Below are 21,012 nucleotides of genomic sequence, written 5' to 3' on the forward strand. Positions count from 1 at the left end.
CCGCCTCGTCTGCAAACCCAAGCCGGGCCGCCTCGACCCGGTTTCGGTTTGCAATCGGAACATCTGCAATGAAGAAGAAAATCCTGGTCATCGGCCCCTCCTGGGTCGGCGACAGCGTCATGGCGCAACCGCTGTACCAAAGACTGCATCAACGCCACCCCGATCTGGAACTGCACGTGTTCGCGCCGGCCTGGACCTTGCCGCTACTGGCGCGGATGCCGGAAGTGGCCAAGGCCCACCTCAACCCCTTCGGCCACGGCGCGTTGCGCCTGGGCGAACGCTGGAAGGTGGCGCGCCAGCTGGCCGCCGAGCGCTTCGATCAAGCCATCGTGCTGCCCAACTCGCTGAAATCCGCCTTGATCCCGCTGTTCGCCGGCATCCCGCTGCGCACCGGCTTCCTCGGCGAATCCCGTTACTGGATACTCAACGACGCGCGCGAACTGGACGAACAGGCGCTGCCGATGATGGTGGAGCGCTTTTGCGCGCTGGCCGAAGACAAGGGCGAGCCGCTGCCGCGGCCGCTCAGCCACCCGCGGCTGGCGCTCACCGACGCTAGCCAGCAAGCGGTGCTGGACAAGCTGAAACTGGACGTCAGCCGACCGGCGGTCGCCTTCTGCCCCGGCGCCGAATACGGCCCGGCCAAGCGCTGGCCGGCCCGCCACTTCGCCGAACTGGCGCGTCGCTTCGACGCCGCCGGCTACGCGGTGTGGCTGTTCGGCTCCGGCAAGGACAAAGAAGTCGGCGACGACATCAGCCGCCTGTCCGGCGGCCTGGCCGTCAACCTCTGCGGCGCCACCGGCCTGGAAGAAGCGATAGACCTGATCGGCCTGACCCGGCTCGCCATCTGCAACGACTCCGGCCTGATGCACGTGGCGGCGGCGCTGGACAAGCCCCTGGTGGCCTTGTACGGCTCCTCCAGCCCCGACTTCACCCCGCCCTTGTCCGAACAGGCCGCCATCGTCTCCCTCAATCTGGATTGCAGCCCCTGTTTCGAACGGACCTGTCCGTACGGCCATACCGATTGCCTGGAAAAAATGGAGCCGGAGCGGGTCTGGCAAGCCGCGCTTCCGCTGCTGCCCGCCAACGTCCAACGCCCAACACAACAATGAATACAGACAACACCGCACCCGTCGAAGAAAACAGCCGCCGCATGGAGCTGGTCCGCGCCGCGGCGATGCTGTTCCGCGACCAGGGCTACGAACGCACCACGGTGCGCGACCTGGGCAACGCGGTCGGCATGCAGTCCGGCAGCCTGTTCTACCACTTCCGCACCAAGGAGGAGATCCTGGTCGCGGTGATGGCGCTGGGCATCACCAGCACCACCGAGCAGCTGAAGCGCGCGCTGGACGAGGCCGGATCGCCGCGGGCCAAGCTGGCGGCGCTGTTCCGCGTGCACCTCAATTCGCTGCTGGGGGACAATCAGGCGGCACTGGAAGTGATGCTGTACGAATGGCGCAGCGTGTCCGCCTCCGCCAGGCCCGGCCTGATCGTGCTGCGCGACCGCTACGAGGCGCTGTGGCAGCAGGCGCTGGACGAAGCCGCCGCCGCCGGCCTGGTCAAGCCCGACACCGCGCTGCTGCGCCGCACCTTGCTGGGCAGCCTGCATTGGTCGGTGCAGTGGTACCGCTCCGAAGGCCCGCTGAGCGTGGATCAGCTGGCCGAACGCATGCTGGAATTGGTATTGCTGCCACAAATCTGACCTTTAGACTGGAAAAAATTCGGCAATCCGGCAAAAAAGATTCTAGAATCAGCGATATAGGGCAACTGGGCTCTATACCGTCCTGCGCGACGGCAACGGCATCCACGGTTTGGAGAGAGCGATATGGCAAGCACCGGCAGCATAGGCAGCCTCAACTCTCTGCAGCAATTGCAATCGCTGCAGAACACGCGGCCTGAGCAAAAGACGCTGGAAGAACCGCGGTCCGCCACGCCGGCGGTTTCACAGCAAAACGTCAGCCAGACCGCGGTCCGGCAAAACCCCGACACCGCCCGCGTCGAGCAGCAGCTGCAACGCCAGCTGAACTCCGCGCAGGCCAACGCCGCGCAAACCCGCAATAGCGAGCAGCAGCGGGTCAGCCAGGAACAAGCGCAAACCGCCAACCTGGCCAGCACCGCCGCTCCCGCCGCCGCGGCCAACGACACCCCGCGGGCGCAGCAGCGCGCGGCGGAAGCGGCCAACGCCAATCGCGCCGCCAGCGCCCCGCCGGCGACGCCTCCGCGCCCGAACACGGTGCCGGCGGCCAATGAGCAGCAAGCCGCCAACAATCAGACGGAACAGCAAACCAGCCAGACCAACAACAACGCGGTGGCCCGCTCTCAACAGCAGAACGCCAGCGGTCAGCTGGCGGTCACTCAGTACCAGACCACCCAGTCCCTGCTGCAGAACAGCACCTACCGGCCGCGGGTCTCGGAAGTGGCCTGACCACGCGCTCGCCCCAAAAAAACGGCAACCCTCGCGGATTGCCGTTTTTTTTGTCCCTACGCCGCGCTCAGGCCTCGCCGGTTTTGCGCCCCGGCCGCCACAACACGTCCGGCTCGCCAAGCTGGCGGTTCAGATAGCGTGACAGCACGAACAGCAGATCGGACAAGCGGTTCAGATAGCGGCGCGCGGCGTCGGACACCGCCTCCTGCTGCGCCAGCGCCACCACCGCGCGTTCGGCGCGGCGGCATACCGAACGCGCCTGATGCGACAGCGCGGCCGCCCGGCAGCCGCCGGGCAGGATGAACTCCTTCAGCGGCGGCAAATCCTCGTTGAGGAAGGCCACCACGGCCTCCAGCGCCTGCACGTGGCCGGCGCCCAAGGCGCTGTAGCCGGGCACCGCCAGCTCCGACCCCAAGTCGAACAGATCGTGCTGCGCTTCGGACAGCCAGGTCCTGGCCTCGTCCGGCAGCGTTTCCGCCAGCAACACCCCCAGCACCGAGTTCAGCTCGTCCACCTCGCCCAGCGCGTGGATGCGCAAGCTGTCCTTGCCCACCCGGCTGCCGTCGCCCAGACCGGTGCTGCCGTCGTCGCCGGTGCGGGTGACGATATGCGACAATCGATCACTCATCGCGCTTCCCATCCTTTTCAATCTTGCCCAAAGAGTTGATGGTCTGGCGCAGGCTCTCTTTCAAGGCTTCGCCGAACAGCATTTCGTAGTCCTCCTTGAGCTGGTGCATCACGCCGGACAACATCTGCTTGGCCTGCAACTCCAAAGCGTCCTGCAACCACAGCGACAGCTCCACCTTCATCCGCGGCAGCATTTTCTCGTACATGGACTGCAGCAAAGCCTGTTCGTCGATCACCGCCACCGTGCCCGGCGGCGCATTGACCGCCTGAGGCGCCATCATCGCGGCGGCCGCGGCGGCGGAAGCCACCTCGGACACCTTCAAGACTTCCACGCCTCGCGCCGCCGGCGCCTCGGGTGCTGGCTCCTGTTCGCCCTCGCCCGCCTTCGGCTCGGTTCCGGCGGCCAGCGCCACTCCCGCCGCGACCAAGGCCCCCGCTCCAAGCGCCAACTCCGCGGCGCCGATTCCGCTCGCCTCGGGCGCGGACTCAAGCTCCGTCAGCTCGGGAATATCGCTCTCGGCCAGGGCCGGCGCGGCGGCAGCTTCGACCTCCGCCGGTTCCGCAAACGCGGCGTCCATCTGCGGCGCGTCCGGCTCGACAGCCTCCAGCTCCGGCGCATCGTCCAGCACCGGCTCGTCCGCAACTTCGACCGCCGCCGGCTCCGCAAACTCGACATCCAGCGAGGGCATTTCCAGCTCGGAGGCCTGCGGCTCGAGCACCTCGTCCAGCGCTGGCTCGACCACAGCTTCAACCACCGCCGGCTCCGCAAACGCGGCCTCCATCAGCGACTCTTCCGGCTCGACCGCCTCCAGCTCCGGCACATCGTCCAGCACCGGCTCGGCCGCAGCTTCGACCACCGCCGGTTCCGCAAACGCGGCCTCCATCAGCGGCGCTTCCAGCTCGACAGCCTCCAGCTTCGGCGCCTCGTCCAGCAGCGGTTCGGCCACAGCTTCGACCGCCGCCGGCTCCGCAAACGCGGCGTCCATCAGCGATTCTTCCGGCTCGACAGCCTGCGGCTCAAGCACCTCATCCGGCACCGGCTCGGCCACAGCTTCAACCACCGCCAGTTCCGCAAACGCGGCTTCCATCAGCGACTCTTCCGGCTCGGCAGCCTGCGGCTCAAGCACCTCGTCCAGCACCGGCTCGGCTACAGCTTCACCCTCCGCCGGCTCCACAACCGCGGCTTCCACCAGCGATTCTTCCGGCTCGACAGCCTCCAGCTCCGACGCCTCGTCCAGCACCGGCGCGGCCGCAGCTTCGACCGCCGCCGGCTCCGCAAACCCGGTGTCCATCAGCGACTCTTCCGGCTCGACCGCCTCCAGTTCCGACGCCTCGTCCCGCACCGGCTCGGCCACAGCTTCACCCCCCGCCGGCTCCGCAAACGCGGCGTCCATCAGCGGCGCGTCCGGCTCTACAGCCTCCAGCTCCGGCGCCTCGTCCAGCGCTGGCACAGCGACAGCTTCAGCCTCTGCCGGAACATCAAACTCGACGTCCAGCAAGGGTATTTCCGGCGCGACAGCCTGCGGCTCCAGCGCCTCGTCCAGCACCGGCTCGGCCACAGCTTCAACCGCCGCCGGTTCCGCAAACGCGGCGTCCATCAGCGGCGCGTCCGGCTCTACAGCCTCCAGCTCCAGCGCCTCGTCCAGCACTGGCGCAGCGACATCTTCGGCCTCTGCCGGAATATCAAACTCGGAGTCCAGCAAGGGCACTGCCGGTTCGGCGGCTTCGGCCGGCGTCAAAGCCGGCTCCGCCTGCAAATCCGCCAATGCTTGGTTGATTTCTGCCAACAACGGCTGCTCGGGGGCCGCGGCCAGTTCCGACGCGACAGGCTCGGCAAGCACCGGCGCGGGGTCCGGCGTCAGCGCGGCCAACTCGTCCGCTTCCGGCTCCGCGAGGAACGGTTCGGCAACGCTCTCGCCCAAAGCCGGCGCGGGCTCAAGCGCCGCGCTTTCCGGCCAGTTGGGCAACAAGCTGTCCACCTGGGTTTCCGGCCCCACTCCGCCGCCCAGCACGCCAGTGGGCAGGCTATCCAAGGAAATGGAAGTGAAAGGCGTCGGCGCGGGCGTTGCGGCAAGGGCCTCGAGCGCGCCGGCATCGGACACGGGCGACTCGACGGCTTGGACGTCCGGAAGCTCGGCGCCCGCGGGCTCCGGCTCCGCGGCCGCAAACGCGGCGTCCGTTTCCGGCAAAGTCTCGGCCAGCGGCGGCTCGGCGACGGGCGCAGCACTCGCCGCGGGCGCCTCCTCCGCGATCAGCGCGGGCTCGGCGGCCAAGGCCTCGGCCGGCGACTCCTCGCCGGCCGGCATCAGCGAAAATTCGAAATCGGCGGCCTCCGCCGCCGGCGCCGCTTCCGGCAAGGCCGCGGCGGGATTCCAGCCCGGCAGCACTTGCTCGATGCCCAGTTCGGAGGCGGGAATGTCGTCCAGGTCCAAAGACGGCAGCGAAGCCAGGTCCAGCAGGGGCTCTTCGCCGGGAGCCGGAGCGGCGATCAGCTCTTCCAGGCTTAGTTCGGGAATTTCCAGCTCGGCGGGCAACTCCTGCGGCGGCTCGCCCAGCTGGTCGGCCAGCGCGTCCAGTTCGCTGGAGAAATCAAAATCAGGGATGTCGATGACTTCGTCGCCCAAGGTGGGCACCTGCGACTCATCCACCACCTCGGTCAACACCGGCAGGTTGAGGCCGGACCAGTCAGGCTCTTTGGGCTTTGACGGCTCGCTCATGGTCACTTATTGCTCATGTCGTGATGTTCGATTGCATAACCGCGCTCGCGATACGCCTTGAACCGCAGGCGCGCCGTCTCCAGCGACGCTTCGTCGCGTCCGACTATTTCCAGAATACGATCAAAGCGCTCCATCCGCTCCGGCAAATTCGAACCCAGGTTCAACAATACCGGGTGCTCCAGCGCGTCCGGCAGGCGGGCGGTCAGCCAGATCGGCGTGTCCGCCGCCTCGTCGGCGCCCAGCCTGCAGTGCGGCACGAAGCGGGTATCGCCGAAGCTCCACAGCTGCCGGCTGAAGGTGTCGAGCTGCTGCTCGCTGTCGAACCAGATCAGCAGCCGCTCCCCCTTGCGCATCACCGTGGCCGCCAGCAGGCAGGCGAAGCCCTGCGGGTCGGCCACTTTGGTGTAAAAATCAATCCTGCTCATCATCCACCGTTTCAGGGGTTTCGCGGCGCGGACGGCCGCGTCGCACCACATTGCCCAGCGCGATGTCGGCGCGGTCTTGCAGGAACTGCACCAGCAGCGGCACCGGCCGCGCGGTGGCGCCCTTGTCCTTGCCGCCCTTCCAGGCGGTGCCGGCGATGTCCAGATGCGCCCAATCATAAGCCTTGGCGTAACGCGACAGGAAGCAGGCCGCGGTGATGCTGCCGCCCGGGCGGCCGCCGATATTGGCCATGTCGGCGAACGGGCTCTTCAGCATGTCCTGGTACTCGTCCCACAGCGGCATGTGCCAGGCGCGGTCGGCCACTTCCTCGCCGGCGGCCAGCAGTTCGCGCGCCAGGCTGTCCTGATTGCTGTACAGCGCGGTGGCGATATGGCCCAGCGCGATCACGCAGGCGCCGGTCAGCGTGGCCACGTCGATCACCGTCGCCGGGTCGAAGCGTTCAGCGTAGGTCAGCGCGTCGCACAGAATCAGCCGGCCTTCGGCGTCGGTGTTGAGGATTTCAATGGTCTGCCCGGACATGGAGGTGACGATGTCGCCCGGCTTCAGCGCGTTGCCGTTGGGCATGTTCTCGCACGTGGGCACGACGGCGACCAGGTTCAGCGGCAGGTTCATTTCCACTGCGGCGCGGAAAGCGCCCAACACAGTGGCCGCGCCGCACATATCGTACTTCATCTCGTCCATGCCCTCGCCCGGCTTCAGCGAGATGCCGCCGGAGTCGAAGGTGATGCCCTTGCCCACCATGACGATGGGTTTATCGCCCTTGTCCTTGGCGCCGTGGTGGCGCAGCACGATCAGGCGCGCCTCTTCCACGCTGCCCTTGGCCACGGACAGGAAGGAGCCCATGCCCAGTTCGGCGATTTCCTTGGGGCCCAGGATTTCGGCGTCGGCGCTGAAGGCCGCGGCCATCTGACGCGCTTCTTCGCCCAGGTAGCTGGGGGTGCAGACATTGCCCGGCAGATTGCCCAGGTCCTTGGCCAGCTTCATGCCGCTGCCGATGGCAAGGCCGCGTTGCAGGCCTTTTTCGCCGTCGGCGAGGTCGCTGCGGCGCGGCACCGCCAGCGTCAGCTTGCGCGGTTCGCGCACCGATTCGTCCACCTTGCTCTTGAAGCGGTCGAAGCGGTACAAGGCGTCCAGCGTCACCACCGCCGCCTGTTCAATCATCCACTCCACGTCGTGCTTCTTGACTGTCAGTTCGCTCAGGTAGCTGACCGCTTCCACCGCGGAGGTCTGGGTCAGCGCCTTGACCGAGGCGCGCACCGCCTCGCGGTATTCCTTGGCGCGGAATTCGCGCTCCTTGCCCAGGCCCACCAGCATCACCCGGTCGCACAGGGTGTGCGGCACCGAATGCAGCACCAGCGTGCTGCCCAGTTTCCCCTCCATGTCGCCGTGGCGCAGCACGTCGCTGATGAAGCCGTTGGAGATGCGATCCAGCAAATCCGCGGCGAAGGTCAGCTTGCGGGATTCGTATACGCCGACGATAACGCAAGCAACCCGTTGCTTTTCCGGACTGCCGCTTTTTATGTTAAATTCCATTGAGAACTCCCGTGTAGAGCGAGTGTCTGTAGCTCCACCTCTTAACCGGCCGTCGATGCGCAGGTAGAATCCTGACGGCCCGGCCTTCCGGTGAAGACGGATTTTGTTGTTGATTCCGAAATCGTCCGTTTTTGACGTTTCTGGATGGTCCCCGGAATTATCACAATGCTTTTCATGAAAAGTCAAAAAGGCACTGAATAAATGGTTTTTCAAAAAAGCCTGACTCGCGAGCTGACTTTGAGCGCATTAGGCGTTTTCATCGTGCTCCTGGCGATTATCGTTTCCACTCAGGCAGTCAACCTGCTGGGCCGCGCGGCCGAAGGACAAATGGCCAACGAGGCCGTTGCCGCGGTGCTTGGCTTCACTACGCTGGGCTTTTTCCCGGTATTGATGATTTTGACGGTTTTCGCCACCATTTTGGTGGTGTTGACCCGCATTTGGCGCGATCACGAGATGGTGGTCTGGCTCAGTTCCGGCCTGTCGCTGAGCAATTGGGTGTGGCCGGTGATGCGCTTCACCCTGCCGCTGGCGGTGCTGATCGCCGGCGTCACCCTGTTCATCGGCCCATGGGCCGACCAGCGCAGCCAGGACTATGCCGAACAGATTAAACGCCGTGAAGAGGTGTCCGCGATCTCTCCCGGCGTGTTCAAGGAATCCGCCTCGTCCAACAAGGTGTACTTCATCGAGAACTACTCCGGCGAGCACGGCGCGGCCACCAATATCTTCATGCAGGAAATCACCGACGGCAAAGTGGCCACCATTTTCGCCAAATCCGGTTTTATTACCACTCGCCCGGACGGCGAGCGCGTGGTGGTGCTGGAGCACGGCCAGCGCTACGTCGGCGAGCCCGGCAGCGCCAGCTACGAAGTGGCGGAGTTCCAGCGCTACACCGCCGGCATCGGCGAAAGCCAGCAGATGCCCGGCCCGTCCGGCAACCGTCAGGCCATTCCCACCGCCCAGCTGCTGAGCCAGGATTCGGCCGACTACCGCGCCGAGCTGGCCTGGCGGCTGTCGATGCCGATCAGCTGCGTGATCCTGGCGCTGCTGGCGATTCCGATGTCCTATTTCAACCCGCGCAGCGGCCAGACCTACAATCTGCTGCTGTCGCTGCTGGTTTTCTTCGTTTATCAGAACGGACTGACCGTGGCCCGCAACTGGGTGGCCCAGGGCAAGGCCGGCGTCTGGCTGGTGCTCCTGGTGCACCTGGCCATGCTGGCGCTGGCGCTGGCGCTGTTGAGCTACCGCAACCGGCCGGCCCGTCCCATCGGCCAGGCCTTGTCCCTGTTGTTCCGGAAACCCTGATCCCGTCATGAAACTGATTCATCGCTACATCGTCGCCACCCTGAGCCAGGCGACCTTGTTCACCCTGCTGGCCCTGCTGGGCCTGTACGGCTTCTTCGACCTGCTGGCCGAAGTGCCCAATCTGGGCAAGGGCAGCTACACCCTGGGCAAGATGCTGGGCTATGTCGCGCTGCTGATGCCGGGCCACGCCTATGAACTGATGCCGCTGGCGGTCTTGATCGGCGGCATGGTGGCGATGACCCAGCTGGCCACCAGCAGCGAATACACGGTGATACGCACCAGCGGCGTGACGCTGCCGCAGATCGCCGCCACGCTGCTGAAGTTCGGTCTCGGCTTCGCCTTGCTCACCGTGCTGCTGGGCGAGGTGGTGGCGCCGCGCACCGGCCAGCAGGCGCAAAGCCTTAAGCTGTCCGCCACCCACTCGATGGTGGCGCAGGAATTCCGCTCCGGCATCTGGGTCAAGGACAACCAGAACTTCATCAACGTCCATGAAATGCTGCCGGACACTTCTCTGCTGGGCGTGCGCATTTACACCTACGACGACAATTTCCGCCTGGTGCGCACCCGTTACGCCGAACGCGGCTCCTTCTCCAAGGACGAGCAGCAATGGCGGCTGATCAATGTGCGCGAAACCACGCTGGGCGCGGATCAGTCCGTCAGCCGCCACTACCCGGAGCTGTCATGGAAATCCATCGTCGAGCCGGAAATCCTGTCGGTGCTGCTGGTGGTGCCGGAACAGATGTCGGCCAGCGCGCTGCTGACCTATCTGGAGCACTTGCGCAGCAACAAACAACAGACCCAGCGCTATGAGATCGCGCTGTGGAGCAAGCTGTTCTACCCGCTGGCCTGCATCTCGATGGCGCTGGTGGCGCTGGCCTTCACCCCGCAGCAACGCCGCCACGGCCAGCTGGGCATCCGCCTGTTCGGCGGCATCTGCCTGGGCATCGCCTTTCACTTCGTGAACCGCCTGTTCGGCCATCTGGGCCTGCTGTACGACTGGAACCCCATCCTGTCCGCCACGCTGCCCACCTTGCTGTTCCTGGTGGCGGGCGTCGCCATCATCGCCAGGCAGGAAAGGCGCTGACATGAACTCGCCGGCCGCGGACTCCCTCGCTCGCATGCGCCAGGAACTGGCCGGCAAACGTCAGGCGCTGGCGGAGCAATACCGCCAGCAACGCAATCCCCAGGAGTACCTGAAGCGGCACAGCCAGACGGTGGACGGCGCGCTGCAAGCCTTGTGGGCGCAGTCCGGCCTGGACGGCGCCGCCAGCCTGATCGCGGTGGGCGGCTACGGCCGCGGCCAGCTCTTCCCCCACTCCGACATCGACCTGCTGGTGCTGCTGGACCAGCCGCCGTCGCCGGAGCTGGGCGAGCGCGTCGGCGCCTTCATCAGCCTGCTGTGGGACGTGGGCCTGGAGATAGGCCACAGCGTGCGCACCGTCGACGAATGCCTATCCGAGGCGCGCGGCGACATCACCATTGAAACCAATCTGCTGGAAAACCGGCTGATCGCCGGCGACGCCGCGCCCTGGCGGCGGATGAGCGCGCTGCTGGACCGCCAGCGCGACCCGCTGGCCTTTTTCGAAGGCAAGACCCAGGAGCAGCAGCAGCGCCACACCCGCCACTTCGGCGTGGGCAACAATCTGGAGCCCAATATCAAGGAAAGCCCGGGCGGCCTGCGCGATCTGCACACCATTCTGTGGATCAGCAAGGCCATCGGTCTGGGCGACAACTGGGACGCGCTGGTGCGCCGCGGCATTCTGACCCTGGCCGAGGCGAGGCTGATCAAGCACAGCGAACGCCAGCTGCTGGGCCTGCGCATCGAGCTGCACCTGCTGGCGCGCCGGCGCGAAGACCGGCTGATCTTCGATTTGCAACAGCAGCTGGGCCGGGCGCTGGGCCTGCAGGACACGCCGGCCAAACGCGCCAGCGAACAGGCGATGCAGCTGTATTACCGCGCAGCCAAGACCGTCAACCAGCTCAACGGCATCTTGCTGCCCAATCTGCGCGGCCGGATCTATTCGCAAGTGCCGCGCATCACCCAGAACCTGAACGAACGCTTCTACTCGGTCAACGGCATGCTGGGCATCCGTCAGCCGGACGTGTTCGAGAAATACCCGTCCGCCATCCTGGAAGCCTTTCTGATGCTGCAGCGCAATCCGGAGCTGACCGGCTTCGCCCCGCGCATGCTGCGCGCGTTGTGGCACGCGCGCAGCCACATCAACGAACGCTTCCGCAACAATCCGCGCAACCGCGAACTGTTCCTGCAACTGTTTCGCGAGCCCAACGGCCTGACGCGCTGCCTGCGGCGGATGAATCTGTACGGGGTGCTGGGCCGCTACCTGCCCAATTTCGGCCACATCGTCGGCCAGATGCAGCATGATCTGTTCCACGTCTACACCGTGGACGAGCACATTCTGATGGTGGTGCGCAATCTGCGGCGCTTCGCCAGCAGCGCCTTCACCCACGAATACCCGCTGATGTCCCGGCTGATCAACGACTTCGAAAGGCCGGAAACGCTGTACCTGGCAGGCCTGTTCCACGACATCGCCAAAGGCCGCGGCGGCGACCACTCGACGCTGGGCATGACGGACGCGGCGGATTTCTGCCGTCAGCACGGCTTGCCGGCCGAGGACGGCGAACTGGTGGCCTGGCTGGTGGGCCAGCACCTGACCATGTCCAGCGTGGCGCAGAAACAGGACATCTACGACCCGGAAACCGTGCGCCGCTTCGCCGAGCTGGTCGGCACGCCGCGCCGGCTGACCGCGCTCTACCTGCTGACCGTGGCCGACATCCGCGGCACCAGCCCCAAGGTCTGGAACGCGTGGAAGGCCAAGCTGCTGGAAGATCTCTACCACGCGGCGATGCGCCAACTGGTGCGCGGCGGCCAGCTGGACGTCGCCTCGGAGCTGGAGGAGCGCAAGCACCAGGCCCAGGCGCTGCTGCGCCTGCACGCGGTGCCCAGCGGCGTGGAGGCCGCGCTGTGGCAGGAGCTGGACACCGTCTACTTCCTGCGCCACGAGGCCAAGGAGATCGCCTGGCACGCGCGGCTGCTCAACCGCTTCGTCCACGCCGACGGCCCGCTGGTGCGCGCCCGGTTGTCCGACGACCACGAGGGCATACAGGTGCTGATCTACACCCGGGACCGGCCGGAACTGTTCGCCCGCGCCTGCGCCTTCTTCGGCCGCACCCATTACAGCATCGCCGACGCCAAGGTCTACACCACCCGCCACGGCTACGCGCTGGACACCTTCCACGTCTTCGTGCCCGAGCACCACGACGGCGATTACCGCGACATGATCAATTTCATCGAGTTCGAGCTGGCCGAATGCCTGCGCCAGGAGGGCGAGCTGAGCCTACCCGCCTCCGGCCGCATCAGCCGCCACCTCAAACACTTCCCGATCACGCCGCAAATCCTGATCCGCCCGGACGACAAAGCCAGTTTCTACGTGCTGTCCATCGTCGCCGGCGACCGCCCCGGCCTGCTGGCGCGCATCGCCAAAGTGCTGTCCGACTACCGGATGAACGTGCAATCCGCCAAGATCATGACCCTGGGCAGCCGCGCCGAGGACTCCTTCCTGATCTCCGGCCCCGGCCTCAACGAAGACAAGACCGTGCTGGCGCTGGAGAACGCGCTAATGGCCGCGCTGCGGCTCTAGGCTAGGCAGCGGCCCAGGCCACGGAACAAGAACGCGGCCAAGACTTGAAGCAAACGCCCGGCCCGGCTCCGGCCATGCGCGCCGCTCATTCCCTCGATCAGCAAACCGCATTGCAAACGTCATAGATTTGCTTTTTTCAGACAGTTTATCCGCTGTACGTAAATTTATTTGTCATTCACCGACATCAAGGATTACACATTCAGCGTTCCCCATTGGGAGCAGCCCTTCCGCACCAAGGGCAACCAACCTGGACCAAAGGCGCGCCGTCGAGCGACCACAAGCCTGGTCCAAGGGCCTTGCCCGACAGCAGGCCCGCGCGGTACTTCTTCAGAGGAGAAGTGAATGTTTGCCAAGCAATACACGGCCGCACTGGTGTCCGCCGCCTTCTTCAGCATCGCGGCGCAAGCAGCAACCCTAGACTGGCAGTCCACCAACACCCTGGCTCATCCCGTACAGACGCTGATTCCGCAAGCGCAGGACAGCGGCGAAGTCGCCGCCGGACAAAGCGTGCACATCGCGGTGGCGCTGAAAGCGCGCAACAAGGCGCAACTTGACGCGCTGACCCAGGACATCCTGCAGGGCCGCAGCAAGCGTTACCTGAGCAAGACCGAGTTCCTGAATCAGTTCTCCCCCACCGAAGCCCAGGCCCAGGCCGTGGTCAAGCACCTCCAGGCCAGCGGCTTCCGCAACATCAAGGTGGCGCCCAACCGCCTGCTGATCACCGCCGACGGCAGCGCTGCCACGGTCAAGGCCGGCTTTCAGACCTCGCTGCACCGCTACGCCATCGACGGCCACCAGGCCTACGCCAATGTCGCCAACGCCCAGGTGCCCGGCGCGCTGGCCGACATCGTGCTGGCGGTGCACGGCCTGCAGAACGTCCACCAGTTCCACACCGCGCTGCGCCACCCAACGCCGCAAGCCTTCAAGACCGCCAGCGTCAGCGGCCACTCGCCCACCGATTTCCCGAGCATCTACAACGCGAACAGCCTGCCGCCGGCCGGCAACACCACCGTCGGCATCATCGCCGAGGGCGACCTGAGCCAGACGCTGAGCGATCTGCAGGACTTCGCCAGCGGCGCCGGCTACGGCGCGGTGGCCACCTCGGTGATCAATAGCGGCGCGCCCAGCAGCGACACCTCCGGCACCGAGGAATGGAACCTGGACAGTCAGGACATCCTCGCCGCCGCCGGCGGCGCGGTGCAGCAGATGAATTTCTACGTGGCGCCGTCGATGACCAACGCCGACATCACCGCCGCCTTCAACGCCGCGGTCAGCGACGGCACGGCCAAGGTGGTCAACGTCTCGCTGGGCGAGTGCGAAACCAGCGCCAAGAGCGACGGCATGACCGCCAGCGCCGACCAGATTTTCCAGGCGGCGGTGGCCCAGGGTCAGACCTTCTCGGTGTCCACCGGCGACTCCGGCTCCTACGAATGCGGCGGCCGCACCGCGCGCCAGAGCTACCCGGCGGTGTCCCCGTACGTGATCGCCGTCGGCGGCACCACGCTGTCCACCAGCGGCAAGACCGGCTACCTGTCGGAAAGCACCTGGAACGGCGGCGGCGGCGGCCCCAGCTACACCGAGAACGCTCCGGCCTGGCAGACCAGCGCCGGCGTGCTGACCATCTCCAAGACCAAGCGCGGCGTGCCCGACGTCTCCTTCGACGCCGACCCCAACAGCGGCGCGCTGGTGCTGGTCAACGGCGGCCTCTCGCAGATCGGCGGCACCAGCCTGGCGGCGCCGCTGTTCACCGGCTTCTGGGCGCGGATAGAATCGGCCAACGGCAACAACATCAACTCGCCGGCGCCTTCCATCTACAAATACTTCAAGGCCAACCCGGCGCTGTACCACGACGTCACCAGCGGCAGCAACGGCGCCTACAGCGCCGCCAAGGGCTGGGACTACACCACCGGCTGGGGCAGTCTGAACATCGCCAATCTGAACGCCTTCATCGCGCGGACACCTGGTTTTTAAAGCGGCGCCCTCTCGCCTTGAGCCCCGGCCCGCCGGGGCTTTTTTGCGCCCGCCGCCGCCGGCGGCTAAGATGGGGCCACTTAGCGCCAAAGATAAATCGCCATGAAAATCCCGCCCGCCGCCGCCATCCATCTGCTGCACCGCTGCGTCCACGCCAGCCTGGCCAGCCACAGCACCCAACTGGCCGGCTACCCCTACGCCACGCCGATACCCTGCGTGCCAGACGCCCGCCACCGGCCCACGCTCTGCCTCAGCGCGCTGGCCGAGCACAGCAAGAACCTGCAAGCCGATCCGCGCTGCAGCGTGGCGCTGCTGGACCCGGAGGCCGCGTCCAGCCAGAGCGGCTCGCGCCTGACCCTGCTGGGCGACATGGAGCCCTTCCAGCCCACGCCGCTGGAGCTGGCCCGCCACCTGCGCTACCAGCCGGAGGCCGAAGACTGGCTGCGGCTGGACTTCGCCTTCTACCGGCTGCGGCCGCAACGGCTGCGCTATATCGAGGGCTTCGGCCGCATGGGCTGGCTGGAGGCGGAACAGTGGCTGGACGGTCCGACGCTGGAGCCGGAACGGGAAGCGGAATTGCTGGATCGGGCCGCCGCGCTGCCCGCCGGCGTCCGGCTGCTGGGCGCCGACTGCCACGGCATCGACTACGAGAGCGCCGCCGCGCGCCGGCGCCTGGCCTTCCCCGCCGCGCTGGAAAGCGACGAACTGGCCGCCCGCTGGCCGGAACTGATCGCCGCGCTGGCATGAAAAACGGGAGCCGCCGGCTCCCGTTCCCTCATCCCTGGCGGCGCCGTTCCGGCGCGGCCGCTCACTTGAACAACATATGGCCCAGCTTGCTGGCCTTGGTGTCCAGATAACGGTCGTTGTGCGGATTGCGCCCCACCTCCAGCGGCACCCGTTCCACCACGTCGATGCCGGCGCTGCGCAGGGTTTCGATCTTGCGCGGATTATTGGTCATCACCCGCACCCGCGACACGCCCAGCTGTTCCAGCATGTGGCGGGCGATGCGGAAATCGCGCATGTCGGCGGGAAAACCCAGCCGCTCGTTGGCTTCCACGGTGTCGGCGCCGCCGTCCTGCAGCTGGTAGGCGCGGATCTTGTTGATCAGGCCGATGCCGCGGCCTTCCTGACGCAGATACAGCAAGGCGCCGCGGCCTTCGGCTGCGATGGCGGACAAGGCCGCCTCCAGTTGGAAACCGCAGTCGCAGCGCAGCGAAAACAGCGCGTCTCCGGTCAGACACTCCGAATGCAGGCGCGACAGCACCGGCTCGCCGTCGTCTATCGTGCCCAGAGTCAGCGCGACGTGCTCGCGGCCGCCCTCCTCCTCAAAACCATGCATGGTGAACTCGCCCCAGGGGGTGGGCAGCTTGCAACTGGCTATGTATTCCATCCTCGGCTCATCCGCGCTGAGCTCGACAGCAGGCAATGACATTGTTTCTCCACTAGATTTAGCGCCTGTCGCGGCTGAAAACCCGCGTCCACAGGCCCTAATGAGCGCGCCTGAATCCGCGCGCGATAATCTTGATTAACTGTGGTCGGCTTCCGGATTTTCAAGCGCCAGCGGCAAGGCGGCGAAGGGCTCGGCCAGCACGATGGCCAGCGCGGTCAGCCACACCAGCCGCTCCGGCGTGAAGAAGCCGGCGCTGGAGGCCTCGGCGTCCAGAATGCCCAGCACATTGTCGTCCTGGCCCAGCACCGGCAGGCAGACCTCGCTCATCACCTTGGGGTCGCACTCGTAATAGCCGCCGCCCTCGGCGCGCCAGGCTTTGACGTCCTCGATCAACACCGCCCAACCGGTCAGGCCCACCCGGCTGTTGTTGCTGTATTCGGCGAAGGCCTCGGTCAGCGGAAACTCGGCGCGGCTGGGCACGCCCTGATAGGCCAGCTTGACCAGCTTGGCCTGCTGGCCCTTGCCTATCTTGCGGTAGACGCCCAGCCAGTCCGCGCCCACCTTGTGGTTCACCGACTCCACCAGCGCGTGCAGATTGCGCAGCGCCGTCGCCGCCTCCGGGCTTTCGCCGCCGAACAGCGGCGCCAGGTCGTAAGGCTCGTCGGCCAGCTCCTCGAACAGAGAGCAGCTGCCGTCCTCGCTCAATTTGGGCACCCGGTAGCGGTACAAATCCTGGCGCGCCGCCGGCTTGTCCGCGTTCAACACCGCGGACAGGGTCAGCACCGCGATCTGCAGCTCGGTGCGATCCAGTTCCAGGCTCTGCTCGCGCAGATAGTCGGCCAGTTGGCTTACGGGTATCATGACTGTGCTCCTGAAGGCGGCCGCGCCGCCCGATGCGAATGAATATCGAAACCCAGCAGGATACCAAAAACCGCCCCGCGCTGGCCAACCCCAGTCCAGAATACGACACCATGCCCGCCATCCATATCCCTTACCCGCCCCTCGTGATCAAAGCCGGCGCGCACGCGCGCAAGCTGCTGGCCAGCCAGGGCCTGCCCGCCGCCAGCGTGGCCACCCTGCCCGGCGCAGCCGGCGGCCCCAAGGCGATAGGCATCACCGGCCTGGACCAGGCGGTGTTCGAATGGCTGAACCGCAGCCCGCGCCGGCGCGAGCTGGTCGGCGCCTCCATCGGCGGCTGGCGCTTCGCCTGCGCGATGCAGGCCGACCCGCGCCAGGCGCTGGCCCGGCTGGCGGAGCGCTACACCGCGGAAACCTACGCCGCCGACATCGGCGTGGCCGACATCACCCGCCAGACCCGGCTGATGCTGGACGAGGTGCTGCCGCCGGCGGCGCGCGCCGGGCTGATCGATCACCCGCACTATCAGCTTAGCCTGTTGCTGGTGCGTTCCCACGGCCTGCTCGCCAGCGAGGCGCGGGCGGCGCTGCTGGGCGGTCTGGCCTTGAGCGCCGCGCTCAACGCCGTGTCGCGCGGCCTGCTGCGCCACGCCTTCAGCCGGGTGATCTGCCACGATCCGCGCAGCGCCTTGCGCTTCAAGCCCGAAGACGACATCCCCACGCTGTGCCAGCCGCTGGGAACGGATAATCTGGACGCCGCGCTGATGGGCACCATCGCCATTCCCGGCGTGCTCAACGGCGTGCAGCTGCCGGGCGCGCCGGCGGCCACTTACCGCGACGGCGGCCTGACCGACTACCATCTGGACTTCCCCTTCGCCCAGGGCGACGACATCGTGCTCTACCCGCATTTCACCGATCGCATCGTGCCCGGCTGGTTCGACAAATTCCTGCCCTGGCGCCGGTCCAGTCCGGCCCACCACGCCAACACCGTGTTGATCGCGCCGTCGCCCGACTACCTGGCGCGGCTGCCCGGCGGCAAACTGCCGGACCGCAAGGACTTCCACCGCTACCTGGGCCGGGACGCTCAGCGCCAGCAGGTCTGGCGCCAGGCCACCGCCGAGAGCCAAAGGCTGGGCGACGCCTTCATGGCGTGGCTGGAGCGGCCGGACCTGGGCCAGGTTCAAGCGCTCTAAGAACCTGTTCAAAGTCTCGCGAGCAAGAGCGAGACAAGGCGAAAACGACCGAAAAAGCGGAGTGTACGGTTGGTACATGAGCATTTTGAGGGTGTTTTCAACGCTGTATCGCCGAAGCGCAGCAGATCGTAAACAGGTTCTAAAACAAAAAGAGCCGGGAATCTCCCGGCTCTTTTCATTCATACCTCAGACACGCCTCAACCGGCGCGAGCCCAGCACTCCTCTTCCGACATATTCACCGGCGTCGCCAGCAACTGCACCACCACGTCCCGCGTTTGCGCGCCCTTGCGCACCCGCACGGTGATCTGGTCGGCCACGCCCGGCTGGTCCTGATCGCGGCGGTAGTTGAACGCGCCGTGGTCGGCCATGATGGCGCGGCCCAGCTTGGGACCGGTCACCAGGCTATAGCCGTCCGGCGCGCCCACGCCTTGCAGCTGGCCGCGCAGGCAGCGCACAGGGCTGGAATAGCTGAGCTTGGCCAAACCCAGTTGCGCGTCTCCGCCGCCCGGTTGCGAAGGCTGCGACGCGGCCGGACCCAACGGGCCTTCGCAGCGCAGCGCGGCGCGCTTGGCCTTGAAGTCGTAGTCGGTGGCCGCGCAGTTGAGCGCCATCATATTGTTGATGCCGCTGCCGCGCAGCAGGCTCTGCAAGGCGGAGTCCAGGGTCTTGTCCAGTTCCTGGCGCGCCAGCGTGGCGGTGCCGGAACGCAGCGGCAGCGCGCCGTCGCATTCGAAGCGGCGCAGCGCGCTGCGCTCGCCGTCGGCCCAGACGCGGCACGCCACCGGCAGATGGCGACGCATCGCGCCTTCGATCACGCCGACGTCGCCGGCCTGCCATTGCGCCTGCTTCAGCCAGTCCACGCCCTGCTCGGTCGAAGTATTGCCCAGCTGGCCGGCGCGCTGCGCCTCCACCTGACGGCCCACATAGTCGTGGAAGCCCTGCGCCAGGCCGGCGTCGCGGCCCATTTCCGCCACCAGCGCGTCGAAGCGCTTGACGTCGTCGGCGCGCAGCGCGGCCAGGATCTCGGCGATACGGCCCGGCTGTTGCTGGTTCAGATAGTAGAACCACAGGGCGGAATGGCTGTAGAAGTCCCAGCCGTCGCTATAGCTGGAGCGCATGATGCGGGATGGTTCCAGATAGCTTTGCGGCCAGCCATTGGCCACCACGTCCACCACGTGGCCGCGCACCTTGATGCCGTCGCGCGAAGTGCTCCAGGCCATGAACTCGGCGAAGCCCTCGTCGTACCAGGCCATGCGGCGGTCGTCGCGGTAGAATTCGGAGCTGCCCCACATGCCGGGCTGGATGAAGCGGCCGGACAGATAGTGCACGTACTCGTGGCGCACCAGCTCTTCCAGGCTCAGATAGCTCTCGCGCGGCACTTCGCGCTGGAAGGTGTAGAAGGTGCCGTCCTTCTCGATGTAGATGCCGCCGTTGTCGGTGGACAATTCATTGAGCAGGCCCTGGAAGCGTTGGTAGGCGGTCTTGCTGCCGTAGATCACCATGCGCAGCTTGGCGTTGCTGTCGCCCGTCACCGGCTGGCTGATGCCGCTGACCCGGCCCAGTTGCGCCTGCACCTGCTTCATCGCGTAGTACAGCGGTTCCACCTCGGCCAGCGCCAGCGGGGTTTCGAACACCAGATTGCCGTTGTCGAAGCTCCAGCTGTGCGGGAACAGATGCGTTTTCAGCTCCTGCTCGGCCTGGCAGATGCCGTAGCGCTCGCACGGCACCTTGCCCAGCTTCTTCAAGGCGTACACCGCTTCCGCCCACGAGGCGCCGAACTTCTCACCGCCCAGCAAGCCGGCCACCGCGTCTTCCGCCAGCTTGGCGGTGCGCGGGTATTGCATGAAGCGGCCGGTTTCGCGCACGGTGTTCAGATACATTTGTTCATCGGCGAAGGCCGGCTGGCCGGCGCGGGTCAGCCCTGCCAGGCTGGTCGCCAGCGCGTCCAGTTGACCGGCGCCCGCCTTGGCGGCGAAGCCCTCGGTGTAATGCATATTGAACAGCGTGGTCTGCATCGGGTGCAGCGCGATGCGCGCCCAGTTGTTCTTCGCCGCGGCGTTGTAGCGGCCGAAGAAGCGCTGCAGCAGCGGCAGCGCGTATTCCTGCTTGCGTACCGAATCCGCCAGGATCATGGTTTCCGCCACCGACTGGCGCAGATCGGTCGCCAGATACCAGGCGTCTTGATCGCCGCTGCCGTCGCGCACAGGTTCACTCCACAGCGCCGGATTCTCTGCCAGCGCGCTCACCGCCTGCATCACCGGCTCGTCCACCGGACGGCCGTAGTCGCCCACTTCCGCGGCGTGGCTGTACTGGGTGAAGTAGCCGGCCTTCAGGAACACCGCCAGCGGCCACAAGCCGTTGGCGCTCTTGCCGTCCCAGTTTTGCGCGCGGGCGCGGGCTTCGGCCGCCACTTCGCGCATATTCGCCGGCGACACCACTCGGTAGGTGAAGGCGTCCGCCTGGAACAGGCGGTTCATGCAGCTGCCCTGCACGCTGGCCACATAGCGCGCCAGCGCCGCGCCGGACAACTGGCCCAGCTTGGCTTCCTCGCAGGCGGCGTATTGCGGCGCGGCCGCGGCAACCTTGGCGCGGCGCGCGCCGGTCTGCTGCATCGGCCCTTGCGGCTTGGCGCCGGGGCCGGCGCCGTCGGCCGGCGCGCCGGGTGGCAGGCCGTGCGGGTAGGACGGTTTCTCCGACAGCGCCGGAGAATGCGAGGAGTGGCCGGCCTGCGGCAGATTGGCCTGCGGCGCCGGCTGGTTGACCGTTGTTTTTTCGGAATCGCTGACGCAACCGGCCAATAAGGCGGCGGCCATCACGGAAAGACTCAGTGCGCGCACGCCGCTGAGCGAAGCTGTTTTTATCATGACGCTATCCAAGACATTAATAATGTCGCATCAAT

Annotated in this window: 16 protein-coding genes; 9 read left to right on the forward strand and 7 right to left on the reverse strand. The window is 66.5% G+C overall.

What is annotated here, in order from left to right; all coding sequences use genetic code 11:
- Positions 1–68: 68 nt before the first annotated feature.
- From waaF to VK98_RS00600, 3 genes are all read left to right on the forward strand, one after another.
- On the forward strand, positions 69–1,109 hold the full coding sequence (gene waaF / locus VK98_RS00590) for a lipopolysaccharide heptosyltransferase II (RefSeq protein ID WP_048412169.1): 1,041 nt from the start codon (positions 69–71) through the stop codon (positions 1,107–1,109).
- Positions 1,110–1,150: 41 nt separating this feature from the next.
- Positions 1,151–1,699, forward strand: a complete 549-nt coding sequence (locus VK98_RS00595; RefSeq protein WP_231589177.1) for a TetR/AcrR family transcriptional regulator — start codon at positions 1,151–1,153, stop codon at positions 1,697–1,699.
- A gap of 123 nt (positions 1,700–1,822) precedes the next feature.
- On the forward strand, positions 1,823–2,422 hold the full coding sequence (locus VK98_RS00600; RefSeq protein WP_048412171.1) for a hypothetical protein: 600 nt from the start codon (positions 1,823–1,825) through the stop codon (positions 2,420–2,422).
- A 67-nt stretch (positions 2,423–2,489) separates the two neighbouring features.
- On the opposite strand, the gene VK98_RS00605 is transcribed toward VK98_RS00600, so the two are convergent.
- The 4 genes from VK98_RS00605 to VK98_RS00620 are packed head-to-tail and all read right to left on the reverse strand — an operon-like array spanning position 2,490 to position 7,743.
- Positions 2,490–3,050: a cob(I)yrinic acid a,c-diamide adenosyltransferase gene (locus tag VK98_RS00605; RefSeq protein WP_048412172.1), complete on the reverse strand. Its 561-nt coding sequence runs from the start codon at positions 3,048–3,050 to the stop codon at positions 2,490–2,492.
- Positions 3,043–5,766 carry a hypothetical protein gene (locus VK98_RS23540; RefSeq protein ID WP_048412173.1) on the reverse strand — a complete coding sequence of 908 codons (2,724 nt, stop codon included), beginning with the start codon at positions 5,764–5,766 and terminating at the stop codon, positions 3,043–3,045. The genes VK98_RS00605 and VK98_RS23540 overlap by 8 nt, the downstream gene beginning before the upstream one ends.
- 2 nt (positions 5,767–5,768) lie before the next feature.
- Positions 5,769–6,194, reverse strand: a complete 426-nt coding sequence (locus tag VK98_RS00615) for a DNA polymerase III subunit chi (RefSeq protein ID WP_231589178.1) — start codon at positions 6,192–6,194, stop codon at positions 5,769–5,771.
- Complete coding sequence (locus VK98_RS00620; protein ID WP_048412174.1) at positions 6,178–7,743, reverse strand: leucyl aminopeptidase; 1,566 nt, start codon at positions 7,741–7,743, stop codon at positions 6,178–6,180. The genes VK98_RS00615 and VK98_RS00620 overlap by 17 nt, the downstream gene beginning before the upstream one ends.
- A 201-nt stretch (positions 7,744–7,944) precedes the next feature.
- Here VK98_RS00620 and lptF point away from each other — a divergent pair, with 201 nt between their 5' ends.
- The 5 genes from lptF (at position 7,945) to VK98_RS00645 (ending at position 15,422) form a co-directional block, all read left to right on the forward strand.
- Complete coding sequence (gene lptF, locus VK98_RS00625) at positions 7,945–9,045, forward strand: LPS export ABC transporter permease LptF (RefSeq protein ID WP_048412175.1); 1,101 nt, start codon at positions 7,945–7,947, stop codon at positions 9,043–9,045.
- 7 nt (positions 9,046–9,052) lie between these two features.
- Entirely contained in the window at positions 9,053–10,129 is a 1,077-nt protein-coding gene (gene lptG, locus VK98_RS00630; protein WP_048412176.1) for an LPS export ABC transporter permease LptG, read from the forward strand.
- A gap of 1 nt (position 10,130) precedes the next feature.
- Positions 10,131–12,704 (forward strand): [protein-PII] uridylyltransferase, encoded by a 2,574-nt coding sequence (locus tag VK98_RS00635; RefSeq protein WP_048412177.1) that lies wholly within the window; start codon positions 10,131–10,133, stop codon positions 12,702–12,704.
- A 342-nt stretch (positions 12,705–13,046) separates the two neighbouring features.
- Positions 13,047–14,675, forward strand: coding sequence for a protease pro-enzyme activation domain-containing protein (locus VK98_RS00640; protein ID WP_048412178.1), 1,629 nt, complete (start codon positions 13,047–13,049; stop codon positions 14,673–14,675).
- A gap of 102 nt (positions 14,676–14,777) precedes the next feature.
- The gene (locus VK98_RS00645) at positions 14,778–15,422 is read left to right on the forward strand and encodes a HugZ family protein (protein WP_048412179.1); all 645 of its coding nucleotides are present in this window, start codon (positions 14,778–14,780) and stop codon (positions 15,420–15,422) included.
- 61 nt (positions 15,423–15,483) lie between these two features.
- On the opposite strand, the gene ribA is transcribed toward VK98_RS00645, so the two are convergent.
- The gene (ribA, locus tag VK98_RS00650) at positions 15,484–16,065 is read right to left on the reverse strand and encodes a GTP cyclohydrolase II (RefSeq protein ID WP_048412180.1); all 582 of its coding nucleotides are present in this window, start codon (positions 16,063–16,065) and stop codon (positions 15,484–15,486) included.
- 135 nt (positions 16,066–16,200) lie between these two features.
- The gene (locus VK98_RS00655; protein WP_048412181.1) at positions 16,201–16,926 is read right to left on the reverse strand and encodes a GAF domain-containing protein; all 726 of its coding nucleotides are present in this window, start codon (positions 16,924–16,926) and stop codon (positions 16,201–16,203) included.
- A gap of 38 nt (positions 16,927–16,964) precedes the next feature.
- Here VK98_RS00655 and VK98_RS00660 point away from each other — a divergent pair, with 38 nt between their 5' ends.
- On the forward strand, positions 16,965–18,113 hold the full coding sequence (locus VK98_RS00660) for a hypothetical protein (protein ID WP_231589180.1): 1,149 nt from the start codon (positions 16,965–16,967) through the stop codon (positions 18,111–18,113).
- 197 nt (positions 18,114–18,310) lie between these two features.
- Here the strand turns inward: VK98_RS00660 and VK98_RS22595 are convergent, their stop codons facing one another.
- A complete protein-coding gene (locus VK98_RS22595; RefSeq protein WP_082158698.1) occupies positions 18,311–20,977 on the reverse strand; it encodes a collagenase in 2,667 nt (888 codons plus the stop codon).
- Between the last annotated feature and the right edge of the window lie 35 nt (positions 20,978–21,012).

Origin of the sequence: Chromobacterium sp. LK11, assembly GCF_001043705.1 — a bacterium.
Lineage (GTDB): Bacteria > Pseudomonadota > Gammaproteobacteria > Burkholderiales > Chromobacteriaceae > Chromobacterium > Chromobacterium alkanivorans.